General features: G+C 38.0%; 9 protein-coding genes and 1 tRNA gene. 6 read left to right on the top strand and 4 right to left on the bottom strand.

The window, feature by feature from the left end; all coding sequences use genetic code 11:
* Positions 1 to 204: 204 nt before the first annotated feature.
* Together ACI7T6_RS01535 and ACI7T6_RS01530 are read right to left on the bottom strand one after the other, a co-directional pair.
* On the bottom strand, positions 205 to 4,293 hold the full coding sequence (locus tag ACI7T6_RS01535; protein WP_404665835.1) for an NEL-type E3 ubiquitin ligase domain-containing protein: 4,089 nt from the start codon (positions 4,291 to 4,293) through the stop codon (positions 205 to 207).
* 1,066 nt (positions 4,294 to 5,359) lie between these two features.
* The gene (locus ACI7T6_RS01530; RefSeq protein WP_404665834.1) at positions 5,360 to 7,738 is read right to left on the bottom strand and encodes a CHAT domain-containing protein; all 2,379 of its coding nucleotides are present in this window, start codon (positions 7,736 to 7,738) and stop codon (positions 5,360 to 5,362) included.
* 9,471 nt (positions 7,739 to 17,209) lie between these two features.
* On the opposite strand from ACI7T6_RS01530, the gene ACI7T6_RS01515 reads away from it, so the two are divergent.
* Positions 17,210 to 18,667 (top strand): ComEC/Rec2 family competence protein, encoded by a 1,458-nt coding sequence (locus tag ACI7T6_RS01515; RefSeq protein ID WP_404665833.1) that lies wholly within the window; start codon positions 17,210 to 17,212, stop codon positions 18,665 to 18,667.
* On the opposite strand, the gene ACI7T6_RS01510 is transcribed toward ACI7T6_RS01515, so the two are convergent.
* Positions 18,626 to 20,221, bottom strand: coding sequence for a hypothetical protein (locus ACI7T6_RS01510; protein WP_404665832.1), 1,596 nt, complete (start codon positions 20,219 to 20,221; stop codon positions 18,626 to 18,628). The two genes, ACI7T6_RS01515 and ACI7T6_RS01510, sit on opposite strands and share 42 nt — an antisense overlap.
* Positions 20,222 to 20,413: 192 nt before the next feature.
* Between ACI7T6_RS01510 and ACI7T6_RS01505 the strand changes: the two genes are divergently transcribed.
* The 5 genes from ACI7T6_RS01505 to ACI7T6_RS01485 all read left to right on the top strand — a co-directional run bounded on the left by ACI7T6_RS01505 (position 20,414) and on the right by ACI7T6_RS01485 (position 24,622).
* Positions 20,414 to 20,487 (top strand) — tRNA-His (locus ACI7T6_RS01505).
* A gap of 65 nt (positions 20,488 to 20,552) precedes the next feature.
* Positions 20,553 to 21,329, top strand: coding sequence for an undecaprenyl-diphosphate phosphatase (locus ACI7T6_RS01500; RefSeq protein WP_404665831.1), 777 nt, complete (start codon positions 20,553 to 20,555; stop codon positions 21,327 to 21,329).
* On the top strand, positions 21,326 to 23,554 hold the full coding sequence (locus ACI7T6_RS01495) for a DNA translocase FtsK 4TM domain-containing protein (protein WP_404665830.1): 2,229 nt from the start codon (positions 21,326 to 21,328) through the stop codon (positions 23,552 to 23,554). The genes ACI7T6_RS01500 and ACI7T6_RS01495 overlap by 4 nt, the downstream gene beginning before the upstream one ends.
* Positions 23,538 to 23,813 (top strand): hypothetical protein, encoded by a 276-nt coding sequence (locus ACI7T6_RS01490; RefSeq protein WP_404665829.1) that lies wholly within the window; start codon positions 23,538 to 23,540, stop codon positions 23,811 to 23,813. Before ACI7T6_RS01495 ends, ACI7T6_RS01490 begins: the two co-directional genes overlap by 17 nt.
* Positions 23,810 to 24,622 (top strand): MBL fold metallo-hydrolase, encoded by an 813-nt coding sequence (locus tag ACI7T6_RS01485; protein WP_404665828.1) that lies wholly within the window; start codon positions 23,810 to 23,812, stop codon positions 24,620 to 24,622. Before ACI7T6_RS01490 ends, ACI7T6_RS01485 begins: the two co-directional genes overlap by 4 nt.
* Positions 24,623 to 24,764: 142 nt before the next feature.
* Here the strand turns inward: ACI7T6_RS01485 and ACI7T6_RS01480 are convergent, their stop codons facing one another.
* Complete coding sequence (locus ACI7T6_RS01480; RefSeq protein WP_404665827.1) at positions 24,765 to 26,924, bottom strand: Rossmann-like fold-containing protein; 2,160 nt, start codon at positions 26,922 to 26,924, stop codon at positions 24,765 to 24,767.
* Positions 26,925 to 26,931 lie beyond the last annotated feature (7 nt).

Raw genomic sequence — 26,931 nt, 5'->3', positions numbered from 1 at the left:
TTATTCTGATCTGTTTTCATCACTATGAGTACTGCTTGCTAAAGAGCCTTTGCTTTATTGAACTTTGGAGTATCCCATGTTTGATCCCAAAATATGCCGGGTTGTATTATAAAAAATTACCAACCAAGGATGAGTTATGAGATCAAACAGCTAGAGTCAAGCTAGTTATTTTTCTGCTTAACTTTCTTCAGTAGCCTATTATCTTCAATCCTCGTCTTGCCTCTTTTCCTCTGAAGACTCTAAAGAGGGTGGAAGAGCTTGAGGAATATGGATACGAAAAAGCTGATGAAGCGCCACTTTCTCTCCATATAAATCCACACCCTTTTCAATATATCTTCGAATAAATGCCTCGTAATCGTACAGGGTGCCCCGATAAAGGATTGGTTTTATTGGGGCATCTTGAAGATAAGGACAAATGTCTGTAGAACATAGAGCTCTTTCTATATTAGGAAGAAGATCCCACTGCATTATGGAGACTCTTCTTTGATACCTTATCCAAGGGTCCCACGTAGCTAAAAATGCGCTAAGTTCAGCCTCTGTTTCTTCTTGTAACACTTCCTCTCCCACTCTATCGATCTTTTCATCTGAAATATCAACATACCGTCTAAAAAGCATATTTTTTGTTTCAATAGGAAGATGGAGCATTTCTTGTAACCTTGTATGAAATGCCATATGCACTTCTACTTCATCCACAAAGCGAAGTGTCTTGATATACTTCCTTATGTTTTGATTCAGCTTTTCTAAAAGGAAAAAACCTCTCCCAGCAATTTTAAGCTCTTCCTCTGTGATAGAGGGACGCTCTAAATGACAGAGTTTTTGATAAAAGCCAATATCATCCAGAGTTGTCATCACACGGTCATCGCAAGATGAAAGCCCTTGATGGATCAAAAACGCGGCATGGTGACAAAATGTTTCATCTGTTTCCATCAGTTGAAGCATTGTGAGTACGCGGACTGCAAGAGCACTCCTTGTAGAGCTGTTATAATAATCTTCAGTCCCTGTAAGACGTATCAAAAATGTTAACAGATTTTCATGATCTTGCACCTCAGTGAGATTTTGATGCAGCTTGTGACACACTGTTTCAGGATCTAGAAATTCCCCTCCAGCTTCTTCTTGCCAAAACTGAATAGCAGGAAGTAATGTGCTAAATTCGATGATATAATCATCAGCAGCACCTATTGAAAAGTGAAATTGCATCCCTTCGATATTTACAGTATCTTCTTCCAATCTTCTCATCACTGCAGGTGAGAGCCCGCATCCCGTAAGGTATACAGTACGCTCCTCCCCATTAGAACAGCTGCCTAAAGTTGTAATCCAATTGGGTAAAGATGTCAGATACGTGCAGTCACTTAAATCTAAATTCCCTCCCAATTTTAGAGTGGGAGATAAAGCTGTAAGAGCTATGCAATGAGAGAGATTAAGGTTATTTCCTATTTCTAAATCTTCAGGGAGATGAGTGAGTCCTGTGCAATAAGAGAGGTTAAGATTTCCTTTTATTTTAAGCCTCTTAGGTACAGCAGTAAGAGCTTTGCACCCCGAGAGGTTAAGGTCTTCTCCTACTTCTAAATTTTCAGGGAGATAGGTCAATCCCATACACTCATAGAGATTAAGATTTCTCTTTACTTTAAGCCCCTTTGGTACAGCAGTAAGAGCTTTACACTTAGAAAGATTAAGATCTTGTCCTACTTCTAGATCTTCGGGAAGATCTGTCAGCCCTATACAATAAGAGAGGTCAAGATCCCCTTTTATTTTAAGCCCCTTTGGTAGATTAGTAAGAGCTTCACACTCCGAGAGGTTAAGGTCTTCTCCTACTTCTAGATTTTTAGGGAGATAGGTCAACCCCATACACTCAGAGAGATTAAGATTTCTCTTTACTTTAAGCCCCTTAGGTACAGCAGTAAGAGCTTTACACTTAGAAAGATTAAGATCTTGTCCTACTTCTAGATCTTCGGGAAGATCTATCAGCTTTTTACAATTACGAAGATTAAGATTTCCCTTTACTTTAAGCCCCTTGGGTAGAGCAGTAAGAGCTGCGCACCCAGAGAGGTTGAGGTCTTCTCCTACTTCTAGATCTTCGGGAAGATCTGTCAGCTTTGTACACTCACGAAGATTAAGACTTTCCTTTACTTTAAGCCCCTTTGGTAGAGCAGTAAGAGCTTTACATTTACAAAGATTAAGGCCTCGTTCTACTTCTAGATTTTCAGGGAGATAGGTCAGCCTCATACACCCAGAGAGATTAACATCCCCTTTTACTTTAAGCCCCTTTGGTAGATTAGTAAGAGCTTTACACTCCGCAAGATTCAGATCTTGTCCTACTTCTAGATCTTCAGGAAGATCTGTCAGCTTTGTACACTCACGAAGATTAAGACTTCTCTTTACTTTAAGCCCCTTTGGTACACTAGTAAGAGCTTTACACTCCGCAAGATTCAGATCTTGTCCTACTTCTAGATCTTCGGGAAGATCTGTCAGCCATATACAATAAGAGAGGTTAAGATCTCCCTTTATTTTAAGCCCCTTCGGTAAAGTGATAAGAGCTGTGCACTCAGAAAGATTAAGATTTCCCTCTACTTTAAGCCCCTTTGGTACACTAGTAAGAGCTTTACACTCCGCAAGATTCAGATCTTGTCCTACTTCTAGATCTTCGGGAAGATCTCTCAGATTTGTACACTCACGAAGATTAAGACTTCCCTTTACTTTAAGCCCCTTTGGTAGATTAGTAAGAATGTTATGCCTAAAGAGATTAAGATCTTGTCCTACTTCTAGATCTTCGGGAAGATCTCTCAGATTTGTACACTGAGAGAGATTAAGAGCCCCTTTTACTTTAAGCCCCTTTGGTAGAGCAGTAAGAGCTTTACACCAAGAGAGATCAAGATCTTGTCCTACTTCTAGATCTTCGGGAAGATCTGTCAGATTTGTACACTGAGAGAGATTAAGAGCCCCTTTTACTTTAAGCCCCTTCGGTAGAGCAGTAAGAGCTGCGCACTCAGAGAGGTTGAGGTCTTCTCCTACTTCTACATCTTCGGGAAGATCTGTCAGCTTTGTACACTGAGAGAGATTAAGATCCCCTTTTACTTTAAGCCCCTTCGGTAGAGCAGTAAGAGCTGCGCACTCAGAGAGGTTGAGGTCTTCTCCTACTTCTAGATCTTCGGGAAGATCTGTCAGCTTTGTACACTGAGAGAGATTAAGATCCCCTTTTACTTTAAGCCCCTTCAGTAGAGCAGTAAGAACTTTACACCCAGAGAGATTAAGACTTTTTTCTACTTCTAGATCTGCGGGAAGACCTGTCAGATTTGTACACTGAGAGAGATTAAGATCCCCTTTTACTTTAAGCCCCTTCGGTAGAGCAGTAAGAACTTTACACCCAGAGAGATTAAGACTTTTTTCTACTTCTAGATCTGCGGGAAGACCTCTCAGCTTTGTACACTGAGAGAGATTAAGACTTTTTTCTACTTCTAGATCTGCGGGAAGACCTCTCAGCTTTGTACACTGAGAGAGATTAAGATCCCCTTTTACTTTAAGCCCCTTCGGTAGAGTAGTAAGAACTTTACACCCAGAGAGATTAAGGCCTTCTCCTACTTCTAGATCTGCGGGAAGACCTCTCAGCTTTGTACACTGAGAGAGATTAAGATCCCCTTTTACTTTAAGCCCCTTCGGTAGAGCAGTAAGAGCTGTACACCCAGAGAGATTAAGGCCTTCTCCTACTTCTAGATCTTCGGGAAGATAGGTCAGTCCTGTACACCAAGAGAGGTTAAGACTTTTTTCTACTTTTAGATCTGAGGGAAGATAAGTCAACCATATACACTCAGAGAGATTAAGATCCCCTTTTACTTTAAGCCCCTTCGGTAGAGCAGTAAGAGCTTTACACCCAGAGAGATTAAGGCCTTCTCCTACTTCTAGATCTTCGGGAAGATAGGTCAGTCCTGTACACCAAGAGAGGTTAAGACTCCCCTTTACTTTAAGCCCCTTTGGTAGGACAGTAAGAGCTTTACACCCAGAGAGGTTAAGATCTTTTTCTACTTCTAAATCTTCAGGTAATGGGATTAGAGATATATCACGAAAACAAAGTGAACCTTGTATCTTAACATTTTTGGATTGTAAAAGGGCAAAAGCCTGAGTATTAGAAGAATCAATGGTTACATCACCTTTAATCACAATATCATGAGAAATACCTTCCAAACTTGTGAGCTGATGTAACTCTTCTGCTAAAAAGGCTTGCCTAAACTCTATATCATGATAATCCAATGAAGGATTAAGAGTTGAAAAACGGGGATACCCGGCACTTGAAATATGCATAAAAATCCTTATTTTTTAATGAATTCCTCTTTTTAATCACGGTTTCGGTTGGAAGTGGAAATTCAGAAAAAGAATAAGTAAAAGGGGTATGAACCGAGGATATTAAATCCTCTCATAAGAGCTTTTTTTTTGTAAATATAGTTTTTCTTGCATAGAATCATTAGGTAATGAGGAGGTTGTACTTAGACTGGGTGTGTTGCGCTAATCTATTCATAAGTCAGAAAAGGAATGGGGAAAATTTTTATTGATTAAAGAAGCAGCAGGGAGATTAGACTTTTTATCATCACACAAAAAGGAGATCCCATACAATCACGACGTAGCTAGGCAAAGCATAAATTCTTTCTCTTCCTAAAAACCTTGTTAGACATGGGCAATTGTATTAGATTCTACAGGATTAAAAATGTAGGGAGCAAAGAGAGTGGCAAAGCCTCTAAATATGGAGGAAAATCTAGGTGGCATAAGCTCCATATAGCAATGGATTTAAAGACACAAGATATTATCTTAGCTGAAGTGAGAGATGGGTATGAACTTGGGCACTACTCATTTTGAAAAAGCACTTAAAAAAGCTGGTAGCGAGAAAGGGAGAGCTCTCATAGATAGTATCGCTGACAGTGAAAAATGCAGCCCCAAGCAAAGAAGTATAATCAGGAGCTTCTTACTCTGCCCAGAAAAGGAGCGATTATTCATGATGAACCTGTGTAGGAAAAAAGAAATGAAGCTGCCCGCATCATCAAGGGATTAGGAAATGATCTAGAAGCTAGATCCTTATGGGGAAAATTGACGAGATATAGTCAAAGATCTTGGTAGAAAGTATGATGTCCAGATGCAAAATAATCTTTAATGGAAGCTTAAAAAGTAGATTTCTACACAGGAAAAAGATTGAATTTTCTCTAAAAACCTAGCACGATTAATAAATTAATTTCTAGAAAACGTGGATAAAAGCTCCCTGGAAAAGGGAACTATTGTCATTTTTTTGATCTAAAATATTATTTTTCAGCATTAACGCAACACACTCTTACACCGTTATAAAAAAATTCATAAATCCTTGCGCACTATAAAGATGCGCTCATTCTATTAGCCCCGATAAGAAAAACGCTCCCCATTGACGAGGTTTATCTCTCTCTGTTTCCATCGCCATGAGGACTGCCTTCTGCAAAGCTTTTGCTTTATTTAGCTTGAGAGTATTAATCCCTAAATAATGCCGGTAAAAAGTGTTTACCATTTTGACTGTCATATCTCCCTCAGGAAGAGGCCAGTAACTAGCAATTGTTGATTTAGCACCCGCGCCTAAGAAAGACCAAATAGGACCAATACTTCCCTCTCTTTTGAGGTTTCCTCTTCCTAAATGGCAAGCGCTCATAAATACAAGGTCTGCTTTGAGTGAAAGCTCATTTATCTCTTTCGCATGAAGATCACCTGCTGCCTGTTTTTGATCTGGCGCTAATCTAAAAAATCCTTCAAAGACAGAGTGAGGATCATCCGAAGGCTTTTGATTAGCCACACCGTGACCTGCAATATGAATGATGCTAGCATGAGGAGCATGCGTAAAGACATTTCCTACAGTTGCCTCTTTTTGAGTTAGCACTTGAACAGTACAAGATTGCATAAGAGGTGCAATGATACCACGGACTTCATCTTCAGATTTGTTGAGGTTATTATATTCTTTTTGAGATGTTGTAGGATTGCCCATCAAAAGAGCTTGATTGGAGGCTTCTTTAGGAAGTTGATCTACGAGAGAGAGCACCTGAATGGAAGGGGCTACCGAAATTGAATAGTTTTCAATAAGGTACTGATCTTTTTGACGATTATAAAAGGCTCCAAAAGGAAGGTGGGCCAAAAAACCATCAAGAATAAAGGTAATCGTTTTTTCAGAACTTGGTAAAGGCATATGCTTTTCTAAAGGAGCAATTAAAAGCTCATACCAAGAAGAGAGTCTTTCCTCAAAAAGTTGACTAGGTTGTTTCTGACCTCTGACTGGACGAGTTTTTTCAGTTTGATAAGGGAATGTTTTAAAAATGTGATCTAATCTTGAAAATACATCATCTGGAATAGGTAGAGAAATGGATTGGAGAGGATCTTTATCAGAAGATACAATCCATGCGCGAACAGATATTAAATTCTTAATTGGAGAATTAATAGAATAGATAATGAAAGTTGTATCAAATTTCTCAGCTAAATCCTGTATATTTTGAACTGAAAGATGATTAAGATAAAAATCTTGATTCTCTTTTAAACTTAAGCGTTGAAATAGGAGTGAAGATAGTGCACGAGAGCGCCTTGTATCAGAAATCTCTAAAGCGCAGGCATTTCCCCCCTGTAATAAAACTCGCTCTAAACCTAGATAGGGTTTTGCTAGCTCCTCAAATATAGAAATTTGCCACTCAGCACGTTTTACATCATGTTGAAGAGAGGCAAAAATTTTAATGCTATTACGAAAATACTCTTCTGCTTGAGATAGCTCTCCTAAGTCAGCATACGCAATTCCCAAATTGCCATAAGCTCTACTTTCTCCTATCTTGTCTTGAAGCTCTAGAGCAATCTTTAACCGCTTCTCATGAAAATCGATTGCTTGACGGTACTCTTCTAACTTTTGATAAGCGTTTCCTAAATTGTTATAAGCCCTACCCTCTTCTAACTTATCTTGAAGCCCTAGCGCGATTTTTAGACACTTTTCATGAAAATCAATTGCTTTACGGTACTCTCCTAAAGAAGTATAAGCATTTCCTAAATTGCCATAAGCCAACCCTTCCCCTAACTTATCTTCAAACTCTAGCGCAATCTCTAAATGCTTCTCATGATATTGGATTGCTTTATGACTCTCTTCTAACTTCCAATAAGCATTTCCCAAATTGCCGTAAGCTACGCCTTCCCCTATCCTGTATTGAAGCTCTAGCACGATCTTTAAATGCTTTTCATGGTAGTAGATTGCTCTATGGTTCTCTCCTAATATCCAATAAGTATTTCCCAAATTGCTATAAGCTATTCCTTCCCTCCTCTTGTCTTGAAGCTCTAGAGCGATCTTTACATCCTGCTTATGATAGTAAGCCGCTTTACGATACTCTCCTAAAGGCTCGTAAGCATTTCCTAGTTTACTATAAGCAATTCCTTCCCCTGCCCTATCTTGAAACGCTAGAGCGAACTTTAAATCCGCCTCATAGTATGGGATTGCGTTACGGTACTCTCCTAACTCATAGTAGACATCTCCCAAATTGCTATATCTTAATAAAAGAGCTTCTTTTTTTGAGATCAGCTGAAAATGATTTCCTTTTTTTAATAAAAACGGCTTATTTGAAAGATCTTGAAGCATTTCATTGATCAGCCCATCATAAATTTTTCCTTTAATTTTGAATGCAAATATTTTCTGAATCTTTGCAATGCACTCTGGCGTTGGATTAGAAAAGCCATAGAGCCGAATTTTATCATTAGAAGCATCAGAAGGGGGCATCTGTATTTTAAATAGCCCGGCTCCCGTGAAGATTTTTTTATCAATATATATCTGTAATCTACAAGAGTTTCACAAAAGGTCAAATACTAAATAAAAAATTAAATTCAATCAATGGTTTTTAGCGAATCTTAATTTAACTATTTTATAACTCTTTCATGAGTGATATTACAGATATTTTGAAGCATCAAAAAGCCAAGGCAAATTCTTGAGAGAATAAAGATACTAGCTATTTTCTATTATAAAATATTCCCTAAATCTCTTGAGGATAGTTTGCCAAAGGATGAAAGCTACTAGATTATAAAGTTCCTAAGTAAAATCCATAGATAAAACCTCTTACGTGATCAAAGCTCTTAACCCATTAGCCCTGATAAGAAAAATGCTCCCCACTGACGCGGATTATCTCGCTCTGTTTTCATTGCCATGAGAATAGCTTGCTGAAGAGCCCTTGCTTTATTTAGCTTAGGGGTATCAATGCCTAAATAGTGGCGGTAAAAAATATCTACCATTTTGACTGTCATGTCTCCTTCAGGAAGAGGCCAGTAGCTAGCAATGGTAGATTTAGCACCCGCGCCTAAAAAAGACCAAACCGGCCCAATGCTTCCCTCTTTTTTGAGATTTCCTCTTCCTAAGTGACAAGCACTCATGAAAACAAGATCTGCTTTAAGTGAAAGCTCATTTATCTCTTTCGCATGAAGGTCACCTGTTGGATGTTTTTGATCTGGCGCTAATCTAAAGAATCCTTCAAAAACAGAGTGAGGATCATCTGTTGGCTTTTGATTTGCCACACCGTGACCTGCAATATGAATGATGCTAGCATCAGGAGCATGCGTAAACACATTTTCTACTGTCGCCTCTTTTTGAGTCAGCACTTGGAGAGTGAACGATTGCATGCAAGGCGCAATGATATCACGAACTTCAGCTTCAGATTTTTTGAGATTATTATATTTTTTTTGAAATGTTGTAGGATTGCCCATTAGAAGAGCTTGAGAAGACGTTTCTTTAGGAAGCTGATCAAGAAGAGAGAGCACCTGAATGGAGGGAGCAACTGCTATCGGATATTTTTCAATAAGATATTGATCTTTTGTTTTATTATAAAACGCTCCAAAAGGAAGGTGGGCTAAAAAACCATCCGGAATCAATGTCAGTGTCTCCCCAGAATCTAGTGCAGATAAATAAGGCTCTAAAGGAGCTATGAGCAGATCATACCAAATAGAGAGTTTTTCTTTAAAAAGCTGGCTTATAGGCTTAGCGCCTCTTATGGGACGTCTATCTTCAATCTTATAGGGAAATGTCTCAAAAATTTGATCCAACTTTGAAAAGATTTCACCTGGAATAGGAAGAGAAATAGACGAGATCGCTCTTTTTTTGGAAGAAATGACCCACACTTGAATAAAGGGCTTATTTTCATCTAAAGATGTAATAGAGTAGACAATTAAAATTGTCATCAACTTAACAGCTAGTTTTTGGATCTTTTCAACCGAAAGAGGCTTTAGAAGAGATGATTGACCTTCTTTTAAATGCAATTTTTGAGATAGAAGATAAGAAAGAGCTCGGGACCTTCTTGTATCAGAAATCTCTAAGGCTTCCTGATTTTTATTTTGTAATAACAGCACTTTTTCTAGAGCTATATAAGGCTTTGATAGCTGCTCAAAGAAAGTAATTTGCCGTTGAATCTTTTTTATATTCCTCTGAAGAGCTGTAGCAATCTCAATATTTTTATAAAAATATTTACTTGCATTCTTGTACTCTTTTAAGCCAACATAGGCCTCGCCCAAGTTACCATAAGCAAACCCTTCTCCTACTTGATTATTAAGATCTTGATTAATTTTTAAATAATTTGTATGATACTGAATCGCTTTATAAAAATCTTCTAACCCATAGTAGGCTATGCCTAAATTGCTATAAATAATCCCTTCTCTTAATTGATTTTTAAGATCTTGATTAATTTTTAAAGCCTTATTATGGTAATTGATTGCTTGATCATATTCTTTTAAATCGCTATGAGCATTCCCCAAATTGCTATAAGCTTTCTCTTCTCCTACTTTATCTTGAAGCTTTAAAACAATTTCCAGATATTTTTTGTGATATTCAATCGCTTGATGGTTCTCTCCTAACCCATGAAAAGCTATTCCCAAATTACAATATAATCTTCCCTCACCTACGTGATCTTTAAGCTTTTGAGTAATTTTTAAGCTCTTCTTGTAATATTTAATTGCTTTATCAAACTCACCTAAACCATAGTAGCTATTTCCCAAGTTAGAATAAGCTTTCTCTTTTCCTACTTTATTTTGAAGATTTAAACTAATTATTAAGTGCTTTTTATGATATTCTATTGCTTTACAATATTCTCCTAAATTATGATAGGCATTTCCCAAATTGTTATAAGCTGCCCCTTCTTCTACAAGGTCCTTAAGCTCTAGGACAATATTTAAATGCTTATTATGACACTGGATTGCTTGATGGTACTCTCCTAATTGATCGTAAGCATTTCCTAAATTGCCATAAGCTATCCCTTCCCCTAACCTATCCCCCCGTTCTAGAGTCATTACCTGGTGTTTCTCATGATATTCGATCGCTTGGATATAGTTCCCTAAGCTGTGGTAGACATTTCCCAAATTACCATAAATTTTTCCTTCTTCTATTCGATTTTTAAGCTCTATGACAATATTTAAATGCTTATTATAACACTTGATCGCTTGATGACATTCTCCTAAATGACAGTAGGCTTGCCCCTCTCCACTATAAGAGTTCCCTTCTCCTAACTTATCTCCCAGTTCTAGAGCAATCTCTCGATGTTTCTTATGGTACTCGATCGCTTGAGGATATTCTCCTAAACTATAATAAGCATTTCCTAAGTTACCATAAGCAATTCCTTCTCCTGCTAGGTCTTTAAGCTCTAAGACAATATTTAAATGCTTATTATGATACTCAATTGCTTTATGGCATTGTCCTAAACAACGATAGACATTTCCCATTCCACTATAAGAGTTTCCCTCTCTTATCTGGTCTTTAAGATCTTGCGCTATCTTTAAGCCTTTCTCATGATATTCTATTGTTTTAGAGTAATTTCCTAAATTGAGGCTTGCATTTCCTAAATTGTAATAGGCCTTCCATTCTCCTGCTTGATCTTTAAGTTTTAGAATAATATTTAAATTCTGCTCGTAGTACTGAACCGCTTTCTTGTACTCTCTTAAACTGTCATAGGCCATTCCTAAATTACTATAAGTAATCCCTTCCCCTACTAGGTCCTTAAGCTCTAGAGTAATCTTTAAATCCTTTTCGTAATAATCAATCGCTTGAGGATATTCTCCTAAACTATAATAAGCATTTCCTAAGTTACTATAAGCAGTGCCTACCTCTTCTAAATTTTCGAGCTTTTGAGCAATATTTAACTCCTTTTCGTAGTACCCAATTGCTTTACGAATGTCTCCTAAACTATGATAAGCCATTCCCAACTTGTAATAAGCCCTCTCTTCCCATACTTGATCTTTAAGCTCTTGAGCAGATGTTAAATATTGGTTATGATAGTGGATTGCTTTACGGATCTCTCCTAAGCGGTGGTAGGTATTTCCCAAATTACAGTAAGCTGCTCCTTTACCTAATGGGTCCATACACGCTAGAGCCCTCATTAAATCCTTTTCGTGATACTCAATCGCTTTACGCATTTCTCTCAATTTATAGCAGGTATTTTTCAAATCATCATCAGTTCTATCTATTCTTAATCGAAGGACATCTTCTTCTGATATCAGCTTAAAATTTTTCCCTTCTTTGAAAAGATACGGCTTTGTTTGAATATCTTGAAAGATTTGGTTAATAATCCCGTTGTAAATTTTTCCCTTAGATTGGAAGTAAAATATTGTCCTAATGCTTTCAATAATGCTTGGAGTTTGATCAATAAAAAAGTAGAGTCGAATTTTACCCTTCGAAGAATTAGAAGAGGCTATAGATATTTTCATTAAACCAGATTCAGTGAAGATTTTTTTAGTAATGCTCACCTCTACTCTCCAATAATTTTAATAGAACATCAAAATGCTAAATATATTTACATTTATAATCAATATTTTTTAAGCTTAAAAAAGAAACCAATTCTAATATTTCCAACACGTAAAAATTAATAAAAAAATATGAAAAATCTTCCTTTTTAATCTTTAACTTATCTCAATGATTAGGTCTCCTTTAAGAATTAGGTCGACATGTCGCAATTTTGCTGATCATTTTAATAAGCAAGCTGGGCTTATTCCATTAATCCTGCTAAGAAAAACGATCCCCATTGACGTGGTTTATCTCTCTCTGTTTTCATCGCCATGAGGACTGCTTGCTGAAGAGCTTTAGCTTTACTTAACTTAGGAGCCCCAATACCCAAATAGTGCTGATAAAATGTCTTGACCATGTTGACTGTCATTTCTCCTTCAGGAAGTAGCCAGTAACTAGCTATTGTAGATTTAGCACCTGCTCCTAAAAAAGACCAAATCGGACCAATACTTCCCTCTCGTTTAAGCTTGCCTCTTCCTAAATGACAGATACTCATAAACACAAGATCTGCTTTCAGCGTCATTTTAATGATCTCTTTTGCATAAAGATATCCTAATGGATGCTCCTCATTAGGAGTGAGATTAAAGCGGCCTTCAATCACAGAATAAGGATCAGAGTTTTCAATGGATTTTTGCCCCTCTATTCCGTGGCATCCAATATGAATATTACGCGCATCAGGAGCGTATTTAAAAATATTTGCAACTGTTGCCTCTTTCTGAGTTAGTACTTGATCTTGAGGAATATTCATCATGGGTGCAAGGATGTCACGTACTTCATGCTCAGCCTTTTCTAATGAACCTCCTTCCTTCTGAGAAATCGTAGGGTTACCCATGAGAAGCACTTGACTGGAGGATTCTTTAGGCAGCTGATCCAGAAGAGAGAGAACTTGAATAGAAGGAGCTACTGTTACAGGATATTTTTCAATCAGATAGTGATCTTTTTCTTGGTTATAAAACGCTCCAAAAGGAATATGGGCTAAAAAACCATCAGGGATAAAGGTGAGTATCTCTTGAGACTCTTGCGAAGGAAGGTACGGTTCAAGAGGCTTGATTAAGCTATCATACCAAGCAGATAGCTTTTCAATAAAAAGCCCACTGGGTAGTTTTTTTCCTCTTTTAGGAGACTCTGCTTGATAAGGAAATGCTTTAAAAATGGTATCCGGCTCTAAGAATTCCATCGGTAAAGAAGATAGACTAATCGATAGAGGAAGAGGATGCCTAGGAGAAATGACCCACACTTGAATGTATCCCTCTTTAGTAGCTAAAGGTGTTAAAGAGTAGAGAATAAATGTGGTATGAAGTTTTTCAGCTAAAAGCTTCATAGCGTTAAATGAAAGAGGCTCTAAAGCTTGATCTTGAGGATGCATTTTTTGAGAGAGGAAAGAGGCAAGCGCTCGCGATCTTCTAGCATCTGCTATTTGCAAAGCTTCTGCACTCTTATGTTGAGATAAGAGAAGCTGTTCGAGTAAAAAATAAGAAGTGGATAATTTTTCAAATATAGTCACCTGCCATTGAGGCCGTCTTGCATCTTGCTGAAGAGAGTCAGCTATTTTGATATTTTTGTAAAAATATCCTTCCGCTTGTTGATCCTTTTCTAAAGAACGTGAAATAAAGCCCAGATTGTTATAAGCTAGACCTTCTCCTAACCTGCTGCCGTGATGAAGAGCGATGGTTAAAGCCTTCTCGTGATACTGCATGGCTTCTTTATCATTCCCTAAAGAAAAGTAAGCATTGCCAAGATTACAGTAAGCAATTCCTAATCCAACCTGGTTACCACTCTCTAGAAAAATATCCAAAGATTTTTTAAGACACTCTACTGCCTCAAGAAATCTTCCTAAAAAAACGTAACTACTCCCTAGATTGCAACTTGCATTTCCTTGTGCTATTTTGTCATGAAGATCTGTTGCAATCTTTAAATATTTTTGATGAAACTCTATAGCTTTTTCATAATTTTCTAAAGAATCGTATGCATTTCCTAGATTGCCACAAGCAATCCCTTCTGCAACTTTATCTTGAAGATCTTTTGCAATGTTTAAGTGGGATTCATGACACTCTAAAGCCTTTTGATACTCTCCTAAAGCCTCAAAGGTATTCCCTAAATTTCCTAGTGCATTCCCTTCTGCACTTTTATTGCTGAAGGTCTGGGCAATTTTTAAGTCCTTCTCGTGAAATTCGACAGCTTTTTCATACTCCCCTAATGAATCATAAGCATTTCCTAAATTACCATAGGCAATGCCTTGTGCAACTCTATCCTGTAGATCTAGCGCAATATTTAAATGTTTATCATGACATTCAACGGCTTTTTGATATTCTCCTAATGAGCGGTATACACACCCTAAATGCCCATAAGCACTCGCCTCTCCTACCCTATTTTTCATGATTTCTGCAACGGCTAGCTCCCTCCTATGAAACTGTAGCGCTTTTGGATAATCTCCTAGCATGTGATAAGTGTGACCAAGCCCCCTATAAGATCTCCCTTCTCCTTCTAGATTTTTAGCTGCTTGCGCAAGTGTTAATCCCTGGTTATGAAGCTCCATTGCTTTGCTGCACTCTCCTAAAAAGTTATACACACTCCCTAGTTTGTTATAAGCAATCTCCTCTTTGACTGGATCTTTAAGCTCTCTTGCAAGCGTCAATCCCTTCGTGTAATACTCCATCGCTTTTTGATAGTTGCCTAAAGCGTAATATACATTCCCTAGATTGGTGTAAGCCGCCCCTTCTGTTCCTAGGTCTTTAAGCTGTTGGGATAGGCTTAATCCCTGCTGATAAAACTTGATCGCTTCTTTATGCTCTCCTATTGAGTGATAAACATTGCCTAAATTGGTATAAGAAATTCCCTCTTTAACTGGGTCTTTAAGCCCTTGAGATATACTTAATCCCTCATGATGAAACTTGATGGCTTTTTCATACTCTCCTAAAGCGTGATACACATTTCCTAGATTCGTGTTAGCAGATCCTTCTCCCCCTTTATTTTGAAGCTCTTGAGCAATGATTAAGCCTCTCTGATGGAACTCTAAAGCTTTCTCATAGTAATGTAAAGAAAAGTAAGCAACCCCTAATTGATTACATATTGTCATCGCAAGTTCTTGATCTTTTAGCTCTAAACAAATAGGCAATCCTTTTTGATAACACTGTATCGATTCTCTATAGGCACCTAAAAAGTCATAAGCTTGCCCAAGACCTGCATAAACGATTCCCTCACGCTCTAAATCTTGAAATTCTTGTAAAATAGCTAGCTCTTTTTGATAATATTCTACCGCTTTAGAGTGCTCTCCTAAAGATTGATAAATACTTCCAAGGTCATGATAAACTTTCCCTTCCGTTTTTCTATCTTTCAGCTCTTGAGAAATGACTAACCCTTTCTCGTAAAACTCAAGAGTTTTTTGGTCCTCTTTTAAAGAGTGATAAACTTTTCCTAAAGCATAGTAAGCTTTGGCTTCTCTTAACCGATTTTTATGCTCTTGAGTCATTTTTAAGTGCTTTGTATAAAACTGAATGGCTTGATCCGCATCCCCTGAATTATCATAAGCAAGGCCTAGATGAAAATAGGCTCTCTCTTTTCCTAATGAATCATCAATTAATTGCGCAATAGCTAAGTCTTCCTCATGACACTCTATAGATTTTGGGTAGTCTTTTAAAGCATGATAAACTCTTCCTAGATTGTGACAGGCCGCTCCTTCTTTTATACTATCTTGAAGCTCAAGTGCAATATCTAGCTCTTTCTCATGAAATTCTAAGGCCTCTTCATACTTTCCTAAAGCTAGAGAGGCTACCCCCAAATTATTATAAGCTATCCCTTCCATCGCCGTATCTTCAAACTCTAATGGAACAGCTAACCCCTTTTGATGAAACTCTATAACCTTTTGATTATCCCCTAAGCAGTAGTAGGTGCTTCCTAATTTACAATACAAAAGCTTTTCTTCTGCTTGGTTGCCTAGTTCTTGTGCAATATTTAAAGCCTTTTCATAACATGCGACCACATTTGAGTAGCTCTCTAAAGATTGGTAGGTATTTGCTAAATTAAAATATATATTTTCTTCTTCAATTTTATCATTTAGCTCTATTGCAACCGTTAATGCTCTTTCATAATAATCAATTGCTTTTTCATACTTCCCTAAAGAGTCATAAACATTTCCTAAATTCTCATAAGCAGCCTCTTCTTCAGCTTTATTACCTAGCTGCTTGGCAAGGTGTAAAGCTTTTTTGTAATACTTAACAGCCACCTGATACTCTTTAAGTGACTCATAATTAGTTCCCAAATTACTTAATATCAATAAAATATTTTCTTGATCTATCTCTTCCATAGCTGCTTTGAGAACTAGCACTTGCGTTAGCTGTTCGATAACCTTTTGATAAAACATTTCTTGTTCAAACATCTCTACCAAAATAAAGTGCATATCAATTTTTTTATCTGGGCTTAATAGTGACATGAAATGGGTATTCTTTATCAAAGAATCTGCCTGATATAAATAGATATAAAGTGCATCTTCACTCAATTCTTCTGCTTGAGATAAAAGCTTAAGATGCGCAAAAACCTTATTCCAAAGGAGAGGGCAATTTATTTTCTGCTGATCCAAAGAGAGCTTTTCATAGGCTATTTTTTGTACAAGAGGGTGCATCTGATAGCATTGCCAACTGGTAGTTGCATAATGAGACTGCTTAATCAAAGAATCTTTTAAAAAATAATTCAAAGCGTTTGTCAAATCAGAAGAGTCTCTATCTGGATATACGCTTACAAATACCATTTTGAGCAATTCTTCAGGAATCGGCTCTTTTCCTAAAATTGTCATCCATTGCAATAACTTTAAGTTAATCGATTCTGAAGACTCTTGCCAAATAGAGTTAAGAGTCTCTTCCCATGTAGAAGAAAGTGGATCAAGATCTTGCTCTTCTAAGGATACAGAGTGAGAAAGAAGGCTATTTTTTTCTACGTCACTACAATCTTGTAAGGCTTCTTTAACAAGTTCTTTTAAATAAAAATCAGAGGTATTCAATGTAAAAGCCTCTTCTTCTGAAATCAACTTGAATCTTTTGCCTTCCTTCAGCAAATACGGCTTTGATGTCACCTCTTGATCTATTAACCCCAGCTCCCCTTGATACTCTCCTCCCTTAGAAAGTTTTTTTTGAAGTGCATCTTGAGTCTTGATAATCGTTTCTGAACTCAGTTCAGAAAAAGAATAGAGCCGGATCTTAGGATGTGAGGAGAGATAAGGAGATAGAGCCATTTTAATCAGCCCTGCTTCAGTTAAGATTTTTGTATTAATACCCATCTTTAACCTCTCATGATTGCCTATAAAATCAAATATGAAATATGCAGTTATATTTGATCAAGATTTTTTATTCTTAAAAATGCAAGCTAACCCCTATCTTCTCCTTACCCTCTTGTATTTAAGTTCTATAAAAGGTAATTTTTACACTTAAAACAACGAAGAGGATAAAGATGTCTTTAACTCCTTCTTTACCCCATCCCATGCTCTTTTATGGGATCTGTTTTCTCTTAGGAATAGCCTCTCATCTTGCCTTTACTCCTATCTATTTTCTGATTTTACTGTTTGTCATCTTGCTGTGGAAAAAGCAACTATTCAAAGGGTGTTTATTCATGCTCCTTGGATTCATCTACGGAAGTTTTTCTGTGACGCTCCCCACTATTTCAGAAGAAGGCGTTCAAGGGAAAGGAATATTCTATCCTCAAAAAGTGTCCTATGCGCAAACATCATTTGGATCATCATGGAGGGTAGAAGGGATCTTAAAAAAATTTGAAACAGAAGATACTACATGGAAAAATATCCCTTGCCTCTGCTACGTCCCCCCTAAAAAGAAACGATTAGAATCGGCTCATGCATGGAAAGTAGAAGGAAGACTTATCCCGAAAGGAGGACACAGATATGCGCTGAAGCCCTCTCAAGTAACGCTTGATTTATCAAATAAGTCGCTAGCTGAGTGGAGATTTCAGAAAAAAGATCAGATCCGTAAACAGTTAGTAAAGCTTTTTAAAGACCCTTCAGTGCATGCCTTTTTACTCTCGGCCATCACTGCAGAAATGGATCACCATCTTTTAGCGCTGCACTTTAATAAAATTGGTCTTGTTCATCTTTTAGGAGTCTCAGGGTTTCAATTTTCAATGCTATTTTTTGTACTCTATAAAGTATTAAGACTGTTTTTATCTTATAGATGTGCACTCTATCTTCTTCTGACATTCTTTGCGTATTATACTGTGATACTAGGCTACACGCCGCCAGTTGGAAGAGCTTTTATGATGATTGCTTTATCAATCACTGCCTCTCTTTACTCATTACAAACATCACAGCTAAATCGATTAGGAGTAGCTTTAATGGCTCAGCTACTAATCAGTCCTTATGCCATTTTTCATTTGGGATTTCAATTTAGCTTTCTTTGTACACTTGGGCTCATTTGCATTTATCCGGGGTGTAAAAGCGCTCTTGATAAGGTACTCATTAAGAGATCATTTATAGAGGTAAGAAACCTCTCTTTATTAGATAAGATAGGTTATAGGGCGTTATGCTTGGGAAAAGAGCTCCTCTCTTTAAATATCTCAGTCAGCCTTATTGCTTTTCCTCTTATGCTCTACCATTTTCATAAGGTGCCTTTACTAGGAGTTCTTTACAACCTCTTTTTACCCCCTATGATTTCAGCAGCTTATGTGTTTTTACTCCCGGCACTTTTTCTATCTTATTTTTCTCATCTGCTTGCACTCCCTTTTGTGAAGGTGACAGAAGCGCTCACAAAACTCACCCTCTTTTTAGCAGAAAATCCCCCACAGCTCTTTGATGTGCAGTGGAGGATTTCAGAGTTTAGCGCGGTGTATGCAGTGATCTATTTAAGCTGTCTTACAGCTTTATTCTACAAGCGCTCTCGCCTCTTCCATGAGTTTTTTTGATGTAAGCTCACTGTAGAGAGATTCTTGATGATCTGAAAGCTTACGGTAGTCTTCTACTGACCGAATGATATGAGGCCTTACAAAGATCATGATGTTCCGTTTTTCATCTTTGTTTTTTGTTTTACTAAACGCGGCTCCTATCACAGGAAGTCCTCCAAGACAAGGAACGCCAGCTTTTTGAAACCGCTTAGCATTCCGGATCATTCCGCTTAAGACGAGGAAGTGTTTATCTGGAACATGCACGTGAGTCATCATGTTGGTTTTTGTTGTTTGGATCCCTGTCACTTGAGCAGTGGATACCGATTCTAGTCCTGTTTGTACAGCCTCTGTGATCTCTTCTTGAAGATCTAACGTAATCACATCCCCTTCGCCAAGTTTTGGAGTGATGGTTAAGTTAACCCCAATATCTCTATATTCAATGTTAGCAGTTGTTTGTTGACTTGTTCCCACTGTTTGAACAATCGATCCTGTAAAAGGGATATTATCCCCTACGAAGATGGTCGATTTTTTATTATCTTGGGTGATAATTTTTTGATTTAAAACAATTGAGCTATCGCCATCTACCTGAAGGGCAGAGACAAGTGAGCCTAAAGAGAGGAACGATTTTCCTTTATGGAAAATAATATCTCCAATCACTCCCATATCAAAGCCATTTCCAAGAGGAATTTGACTAGGGCCTTTTGGAGTGGAAAGAGCATTAATCCCTTGAAAAGCCGTTGCAAACGGTCCTGCGGAAGCTGTTGGAGGGAAGTTCCCTGTTCCAAATCCCACTTTTCCATCCAAAGAGCCCCCTGCTGCCCACTGAAGTCCAAAGTCTACGGTATGGCGGTTATCTACTTCCACAACAAGCAGTTCAATGAACACCTGTCTTAAAGGAGCATCTAAACTTTGAAATAGCTGCTTAATGCTACTTAATGTTGACTCATCTCCTGAGCAAACAAGTGAGTTGGTGGATTTAACCCACTGCACCGATTTAAGCGCATTTAAATATTGAGGAGAAGTAGCAGATTTTGTCGCAAGATCTGCTGCAATTTTTTTCACCGACTCTTCAATTTCTAATCCATCATGATATTGCAGTTTATACACAAGAAATTGAGGAGTCGAGTTGCTGCGAGGTTCAGATGAGAGGCCGCTTAAAGATTGGAGCGATGAGATGAGCTGATCTGTTTGAAAAGGAGAGTTTGAAGGGTCTTGTGATTTTTCATAAGCTCTTTGCAAAAAACTGTCTTCTCCTCCTTTATGAATCACAAGATAACCATCTTCTTTTCCAATAAAAAATCCGTGCGCTCTTAACACTTGAACAAGCGCTTTAACGACTTGATCAGGAGACGCTGGTTTTCCTGAAGAGAGTGTGATGTTAAATTGTAAATCTTTGTGATCAAAGATGAAATTCATATCAGAGATACGGCTCACAAACTGAATAAATTCCACTACAGGGACATCATTAAAGTTAATGGTGTATTCGCTAGTTTGAGCAAGAGGCTGCCTTTCATGGACCATTCCAGGGTAAGCTCCGCAAAGAGCGCTCAGGAGAAATATCGTCTTTTGAAACATGGTGAATCCTCTTTCCTCGTATGTATAGTGACACTCAAAGCTTCGATTTTATAAATAACCAAATTTTTGTGAAAGGGTAATAGCGTAGAGAGGAAAGAATTTTTCTGAATAAAATTCTCCATTTGACGGAAACCCTCTGATTGGACTACACTTTAGTCTCTGTTTAAGCCATGCTAAAACAGCTATTTAATGGCGATCGTAGCTCAGTTGGTTAGAGCACTGGATTGTGGATCCAGTTGTCGCGGGTTCGATCCCCGTCGATCGCCCATTTTTGACTCTCTTTAAAGTATCTCGTGGTGAACGCGCCCCCCTTAAAGCAAGGATACTTCTCATGAATATCTTATCATCAATCATTTTAGGTTTGATTCAAGGGTTTACAGAATTCCTCCCGATTAGTTCTTCTGCGCATCTTGCTTTAGCAAGGCGTCTTCTTTCTCTTTCCTCTGATGAAAACACTCTCTTTTTTGACCTCACGTGTCATATTGGAACGCTTATTGTACTCATATGGTATTTTAGAAAAACCCTTTACGCACTCATTTTTAACTATCCATTTCAACTTCTTTTCTACTTGGTAGCGCTCCTTCCCTTAGTTCCAGCTTACCTTCTTGTTAAGCCGTATGTAAGCGTGCTTACTCAGCCGTATCTTTTAGGGCCGGGTCTTTTAATAACTGCCTGCATTTTATTTCTAGCTGCCAAAAAGCGTGAAAAAAACCCCTCACCTCTTTCCTTTTTAAAAGCTTTTGGCATCGGATTATCTCAAGTGATTGCGCTCATCCCTGGAATTTCAAGAAGCGCCTCTACAATTACAGCCGGGCTCTACTTGGATATCTCTATTAAAGAAGCTGTTGCTTTTTCTTTTCTTCTCTCTATTCCATCAGTTATGGGAGGGATTATATTAGAGAGTTTTCATCTCATTCATAAGACGCCGCATTTAACCTCTTTATCGAATTCCCTTATTCCCTGTATGATGGGCTTACTAGCATCAATAGCATCGGGATTTATCTCTATTAATATGATGATTCCTCTCTTAGAGAAAAAGCAGTTTCTCCCGTTTGCAAGGTATTGCCTGATGCTCTCAATTTTCTTAATGATTCACTCAATATTATGATAAAAAAAGACACCCGTACACTTAGCACACCGCCTTCTCACCCTGAACTTAAAGGGCTTTTACTCCTTTTTTTCACATTTTTATCTCTACTTAGCTTACTAAGCTATAACAGCTTTGAAACAACTCCTAACTGGCTAGGGCTCATCGGCCACCACTACGCCTGGCTCCTCCTTTATCTTTTTGGACTCACCGCCTACCCTTTTCTAGCTTTCATGGGATGGATGGGATGGTCTCTTCTCATTTATTCTGAAATCCCCTCTCTTAAATCTAAAGCGATCTACTTACTTTTATTCATGATTTCTTTAGGAGTTCTCTTTAGCCTTTATGCAGATATTGCTCTTCCCCTTCCAGGAGCGCTGAAGCATAAAATACTCTCTGAAAACTTAAGATTTAATTTCCCCTACCCTCACTACGCCTTAAGAAACTATTTAGGAGGGGTCCCCCTTTACTATCTCTACCGAGATATTCCGCTCTATAATCTCTACCATCTTCTCGGGAATTTGGGGGTAGCTATCACTTTCTTCCTTCTAGCTTTTCTCTCCTTTGTCTTTTTACTAGAGATTAACCTCGTTAAGCTCTTAAAACCCAAACCCTCTCTTCAAGAAGAAGTGCCTTCTTTTGAAGTTGAGCCTATTGATATCCCTTATAAACACATCACACCTGTCTACACTCCCCCTCCTCAAGAAAAACCTGAGAAAGCGCTCTCTTATGAGCCTAAAATTCGCACCGCTGCAGAAAGAGAGGAAAAAAAAAGCGTTAAACCGTTTAAGCCCTCTTCTTCAGGAAGATACACGCTTCCCCCTCCTTCACTTCTTACCAATGCGAAAAAAATTGATCAGCCGTCTTTAAAAAAAGAGCTAAAGAGGCAAGCAGAGATCTTAGAAGAGACGCTGCATAGCTTTGGTATTGAAGCCAAAGTGGGAGATATTAATTGCGGCCCGACCATTAGCTCATTTGAAATTCATCCAGCAGTTGGAGTCAAGGTACAAAAAATCACCGCTCTTGAAAACGATATCGCCCTTAAACTCCAAGCCAAATCGATCCGGATCATAGCCCCCATCCCTGGAAAAGCTGCAGTCGGTGTTGAAATACCGTCTCCTTACCCTCAAGAGGTGAGCTTTAAAGAGATGCTTATTAGCTATCAGCAAGGGTCTAAAAAGCTTCACATCCCTGTGATCTTAGGAAAAACAGTGACAGGAGAAAACGTGGTGAGTGATCTTGCCAAGATGCCTCACTGTCTGATTGCGGGAGCTACCGGCTCTGGAAAGTCTGTCTGTATTAATACAATTATCATGTCGATTGTGATGAATGCATCCCCTGATGAAGTGAAACTCATCATGATCGATCCCAAAAAAGTAGAACTTACACCTTATACGAATTTACCTCACCTTATTGCTCCTGTCATCACCGAGCCTCACGGCGCTTATGCAGCGCTTAACTGGATGGTAAAAGAGATGCAAAATCGGTATGAAATCTTAAAGCAGCTAGGGGTCCGTAATATCACTGCATTTAACTCCCGTAAAATTAATTTAGAGTTTGAGGCGTCTTTAAGTCTTTCTATTCCCGAAAAGATGTTTGCCATTGTAGGGATTATTGATGAGTTTGCCGATCTCATGATGGCCTCAAGTTCTGATTTAGAAACCCCGATTGCAAGGATTGCTCAAATGGCAAGAGCGGTTGGCATTCACCTCATCTTAGCCACTCAGCGCCCTTCAAGAGAGGTGATCACAGGACTCATTAAAGCTAACTTCCCTACCCGTATTGCGTTTAAAGTAGCTAGCCGGATTAACTCTCAAATTATTCTCGATGATACAGGAGCTGAAACCCTTCTTGGAAATGGAGATATGCTCTTCTTAGCTCCTGGAACATCGCAGCTTCTCCGTTCTCAAGGGGCTTACTTAAGTGATGATGACATCTCTAAAGTGTTAGAGTACCTCTATGGTCAAGCATCTCCTCAATACCTCATCCCTTCATTTGATACGATGTCTTCTCATTTAGGAGGAGATGACATGGATGATGAGCCTCAAGATGAGCTTTATGAAGAGGCAAAACAAATTGTCATCCATACGCAAAAAGCCTCTACAACCTATTTGCAAAGAAAGTTCAAAATCGGGTATTCAAGAGCTGCAAGCTTAATTGATGCGCTTGAGCTTCACGGCGTTGTAAGTACTCAAGAAGGCAATAAAGAGAGGCAGGTATTAATTAAAAATGACAAAGATGAATAACTCCCTTGAAAAGACTCTTAACTCCCGCCTGAAAATGGTGGGGATTATCCTCTGCGTGTTTGCTCTTATTGCAGCGATTTGGGATCTTCTCCCTTTTCCTGAAGAAGAGCTGAGTGAACTTCTTTTAGAAGTCGAAGAGCCTCCCCCTTCTTTAAACAACTACTTTGTATCAGGTGCCTTTGTCTTCATGGGAATCACCTCCCTTCTTTTCTATGTGAAAAAGAAAAGCGAACTTGCACAGCAAATACCTCCTGAGTGATCATAAAGCCCATGATTGGATTTTGCCCGCTAGCATCTGGTTCTAAAGGAAACTCCATCTTCATCGGAACTAAAAACACCCGTATTTTAATCGATGCAGGGCTCTCTTTAAAAATGTTAGAAGAGAGGCTATCTCACATCCACATGCATCTTCGTGATATCGATGCGATCTTAATTACCCATGAGCATATCGATCACATTAGAGCGTTAAAAACACTCACATCAAAATACTCTATCCCTATTTTTGCAAATAGCGATACAGCGCACGCTATCTTAGAAACCATGGATCACATCCCAAAGTTTAAGATCTTCTCAACAGGAGAGACATTTGAATTTGGCGATCTTGAAATCCACCCCTTTAGCATTCAGCATGACACACTTGATCCTGTGGCTTTTACCATTGAGACAGCTCAGTTAAAGCTAGGGTTTTGCACAGATCTTGGATTTGCGACAACTCTTGTAAAAAATCGCCTCCAAGGGTGTGATTTTCTCTATCTAGAAGCCAATCACGAACCTTCTATGGTGCATGCATCATCTCGCCCTATGGTGTATAAACAACGGGTTCTTAGCCGCCAAGGTCACCTCTCTAATGCGCAATGTGCAGAGCTTCTGCAAGATATTGCCTGTATCAAACTGAAGCACCTCCATCTTGCTCACCTCTCTGAAGAGTGTAACCATCCTCAAAAAGCATTGGGAATCATTCAAAACACTCTTAACACACTTGGGTTAAAAACAGAGCTCTCTATTGCTAAACAGCATGAAATCAGTAAAGCGGTTTTATTCCATGATGAACCCATCCTGGCTCAGTAGAATAGATCTACTGTGTCATGATTATGCAAAGTGCATAGATCTTAAATTACATCCATTTTACAGCTTTAAGCTCTCTTGTAGTTCCTTGGATATTGAGTAGTTGCCTACAAATAAGTTTTATAGCTGTATTTGTCCTATAAGCTTAAAACTCAGTATCAGAATCGTAATAATCAGATGAGTCTTCATCTGTACTGCACTCAAAATAGTAATTTTCAGGGCTATCATCTTTATTAGATTCTTTGTTAATTGTGTATTCTTTTTGTAAAGGATCTTTGAGCATATAAGGATGTAATCCCTTTTCAGGTTGGCCTACTTTTTCAAAAACGAATTCTCTTTTTGGCTGTTCACCAATATTAGATACAGTAGTCCCCGTATTATTATGTTGATACTTAGGATAACGTTCTTGACTAAACTGTCTTTTTCGAATCAGTCTATAGTTAGCCTCTGTTGCTCCTTTAACAATAGGATTTTGTAACTGTCTTATTCTCTTCCAATCAGAATTTGTGGGTTGAACTAAAGTTACGTGAATACGATCTTTGGTTAGTTGTAAAGAAGAAGCAGCCTTAAAAAAATCAGGAATTACTTTCTTAAAAGCCTCTTCTACCTTCTCATTTGCACTTTCTCCAAACGGGCAATTCCAATGAATACGCTGAAATCGTTTTCCTCTAAACTCTTGATCAATCTTTGTTCCATCAATTCCAAAAAAAATAGAGACTCCTTGTTTTTGTAAATTGTCGATTCTTGTATAAACGGCTTCATCATCAACAGGGTATCCAAACTCTGTAGCTGTAATTACATATCTTAAGCCAGGATGCGTTTTTTGATGTTTATCCAGTAACGCTTCTGTAAAAGAAAATGTTCCTTCCCCTATAAAAAGTTTTTTTTTATAAATAACTTCCTCTTGAGGAAGTGATAACTTGGCTGCCATTTCTAACCCTAATAAATGAGTTTGATCTTGAAATGGCTTATCCTTAAATGAGCTACTTTCTTTTTTTCCTTTAAAGTGTGGCCTAAAAATTTTGATTTGGGTTTGAAGAAAAATAGCTAAATAGCCGTTTGCTAACTCCTGACACCATTCAACTGATTGATCAAGCTGATCCTTAATTATGTAAACATCCTTTTTACTATCAACCGTATAGATTCCTGCACCGGAAGATTGTGTACCGCACACTACTAAACCATTTGATAAAACTGTAACGCTTCTCACCCCCCATTTGTTACCTTGTAGAAAAATGTCAGTGCTTGAATTGTTCATTTTTGGATAAAGAATGAGATGTTCTTTTTTTCTAGGGATATAGGTCAATTTATCCTGATTTAAAAGAGTATGGAAATCCGAGTTCAAATAATCTTCGTTGAATCTAGGGTGATGAATACTTGTTTGCACTCCTGTCTTTATATCAAAAAATATAACTGCATGAGTATCTTGAATCCATATAGCGATCGTATTCCCTTCAGCATGCCGAATTGCCTTTATCTTTTGATTAAGCTGTAAAATCTCTTGGCTTTGATATGTTTCTCCTTGAAAGACATAGCGAAAGAGAGTTGATGTTTCCTGATTAAAATCGATGATGATTCCATCTTTCCTAACAAGAGGTTGATTAAACTTTACACCAAGAATCAATTGTTTTTTCTTAAGATCTATAATCTTAAAATCATCAATATATCCTGGATAATCAGAATGATCTGAAGGGCCCAATTCTTGATAAAATTGAATTAAATAATGGTCAGTTGATAGGCGCTTGATATCCTTAAGTTTACCCTGAATGATAGAAGAAATAAGCTCATTTTGAAGATAAAGGCTTCCTTTATTATCCCCTATGCATAAATGCCCTTCCTGATCTTCTACTAAAGCAGTGATCTCTCTTAATGGATAGGATGTATGACTCCATGTATTACTTCTCCAATCCCAAGTTTTGACTGTATTAAAGTAAGCATAGCTAATCGTTCCATCGGACCTAATGCATGAGAGACTATGTAAAGGTAGCTCTGCCTGCTGTAGCTCTATCCAAGAGGTAATAGGAACCGGATGAGGAATGATCTGAACTTCTTTTTCCTCTGGTTGATAGAGTGATGTCACTAAGCAATTTCTGAGGAGTCTTTCGATTCGTGTTTTTAAAGAAACAAGACTTTCTTTATGTTCATAGCATAAGTCTTTTACAGGCAGAAATTTTCCAATCAAATTCCGCTCTGGAAGTTGATAGACATTTGCCCCAAGAGAAGAACTACCGCTCTCTATTTTTTCAAAAAACTTAATTTTATACTCTTCCGAGTAATGAGTACCTAGAGAAGCAAGGATTGTCATATAAAAC

The sequence above is a fragment of the Rhabdochlamydiaceae symbiont of Dictyostelium giganteum genome, assembly GCF_964291045.1.
In the GTDB taxonomy this organism is placed as follows: Bacteria; Chlamydiota; Chlamydiia; order Chlamydiales; family Rhabdochlamydiaceae; genus PALSA-1444.
This window is presented reverse-complemented; position numbering and strand designations above follow the sequence as displayed.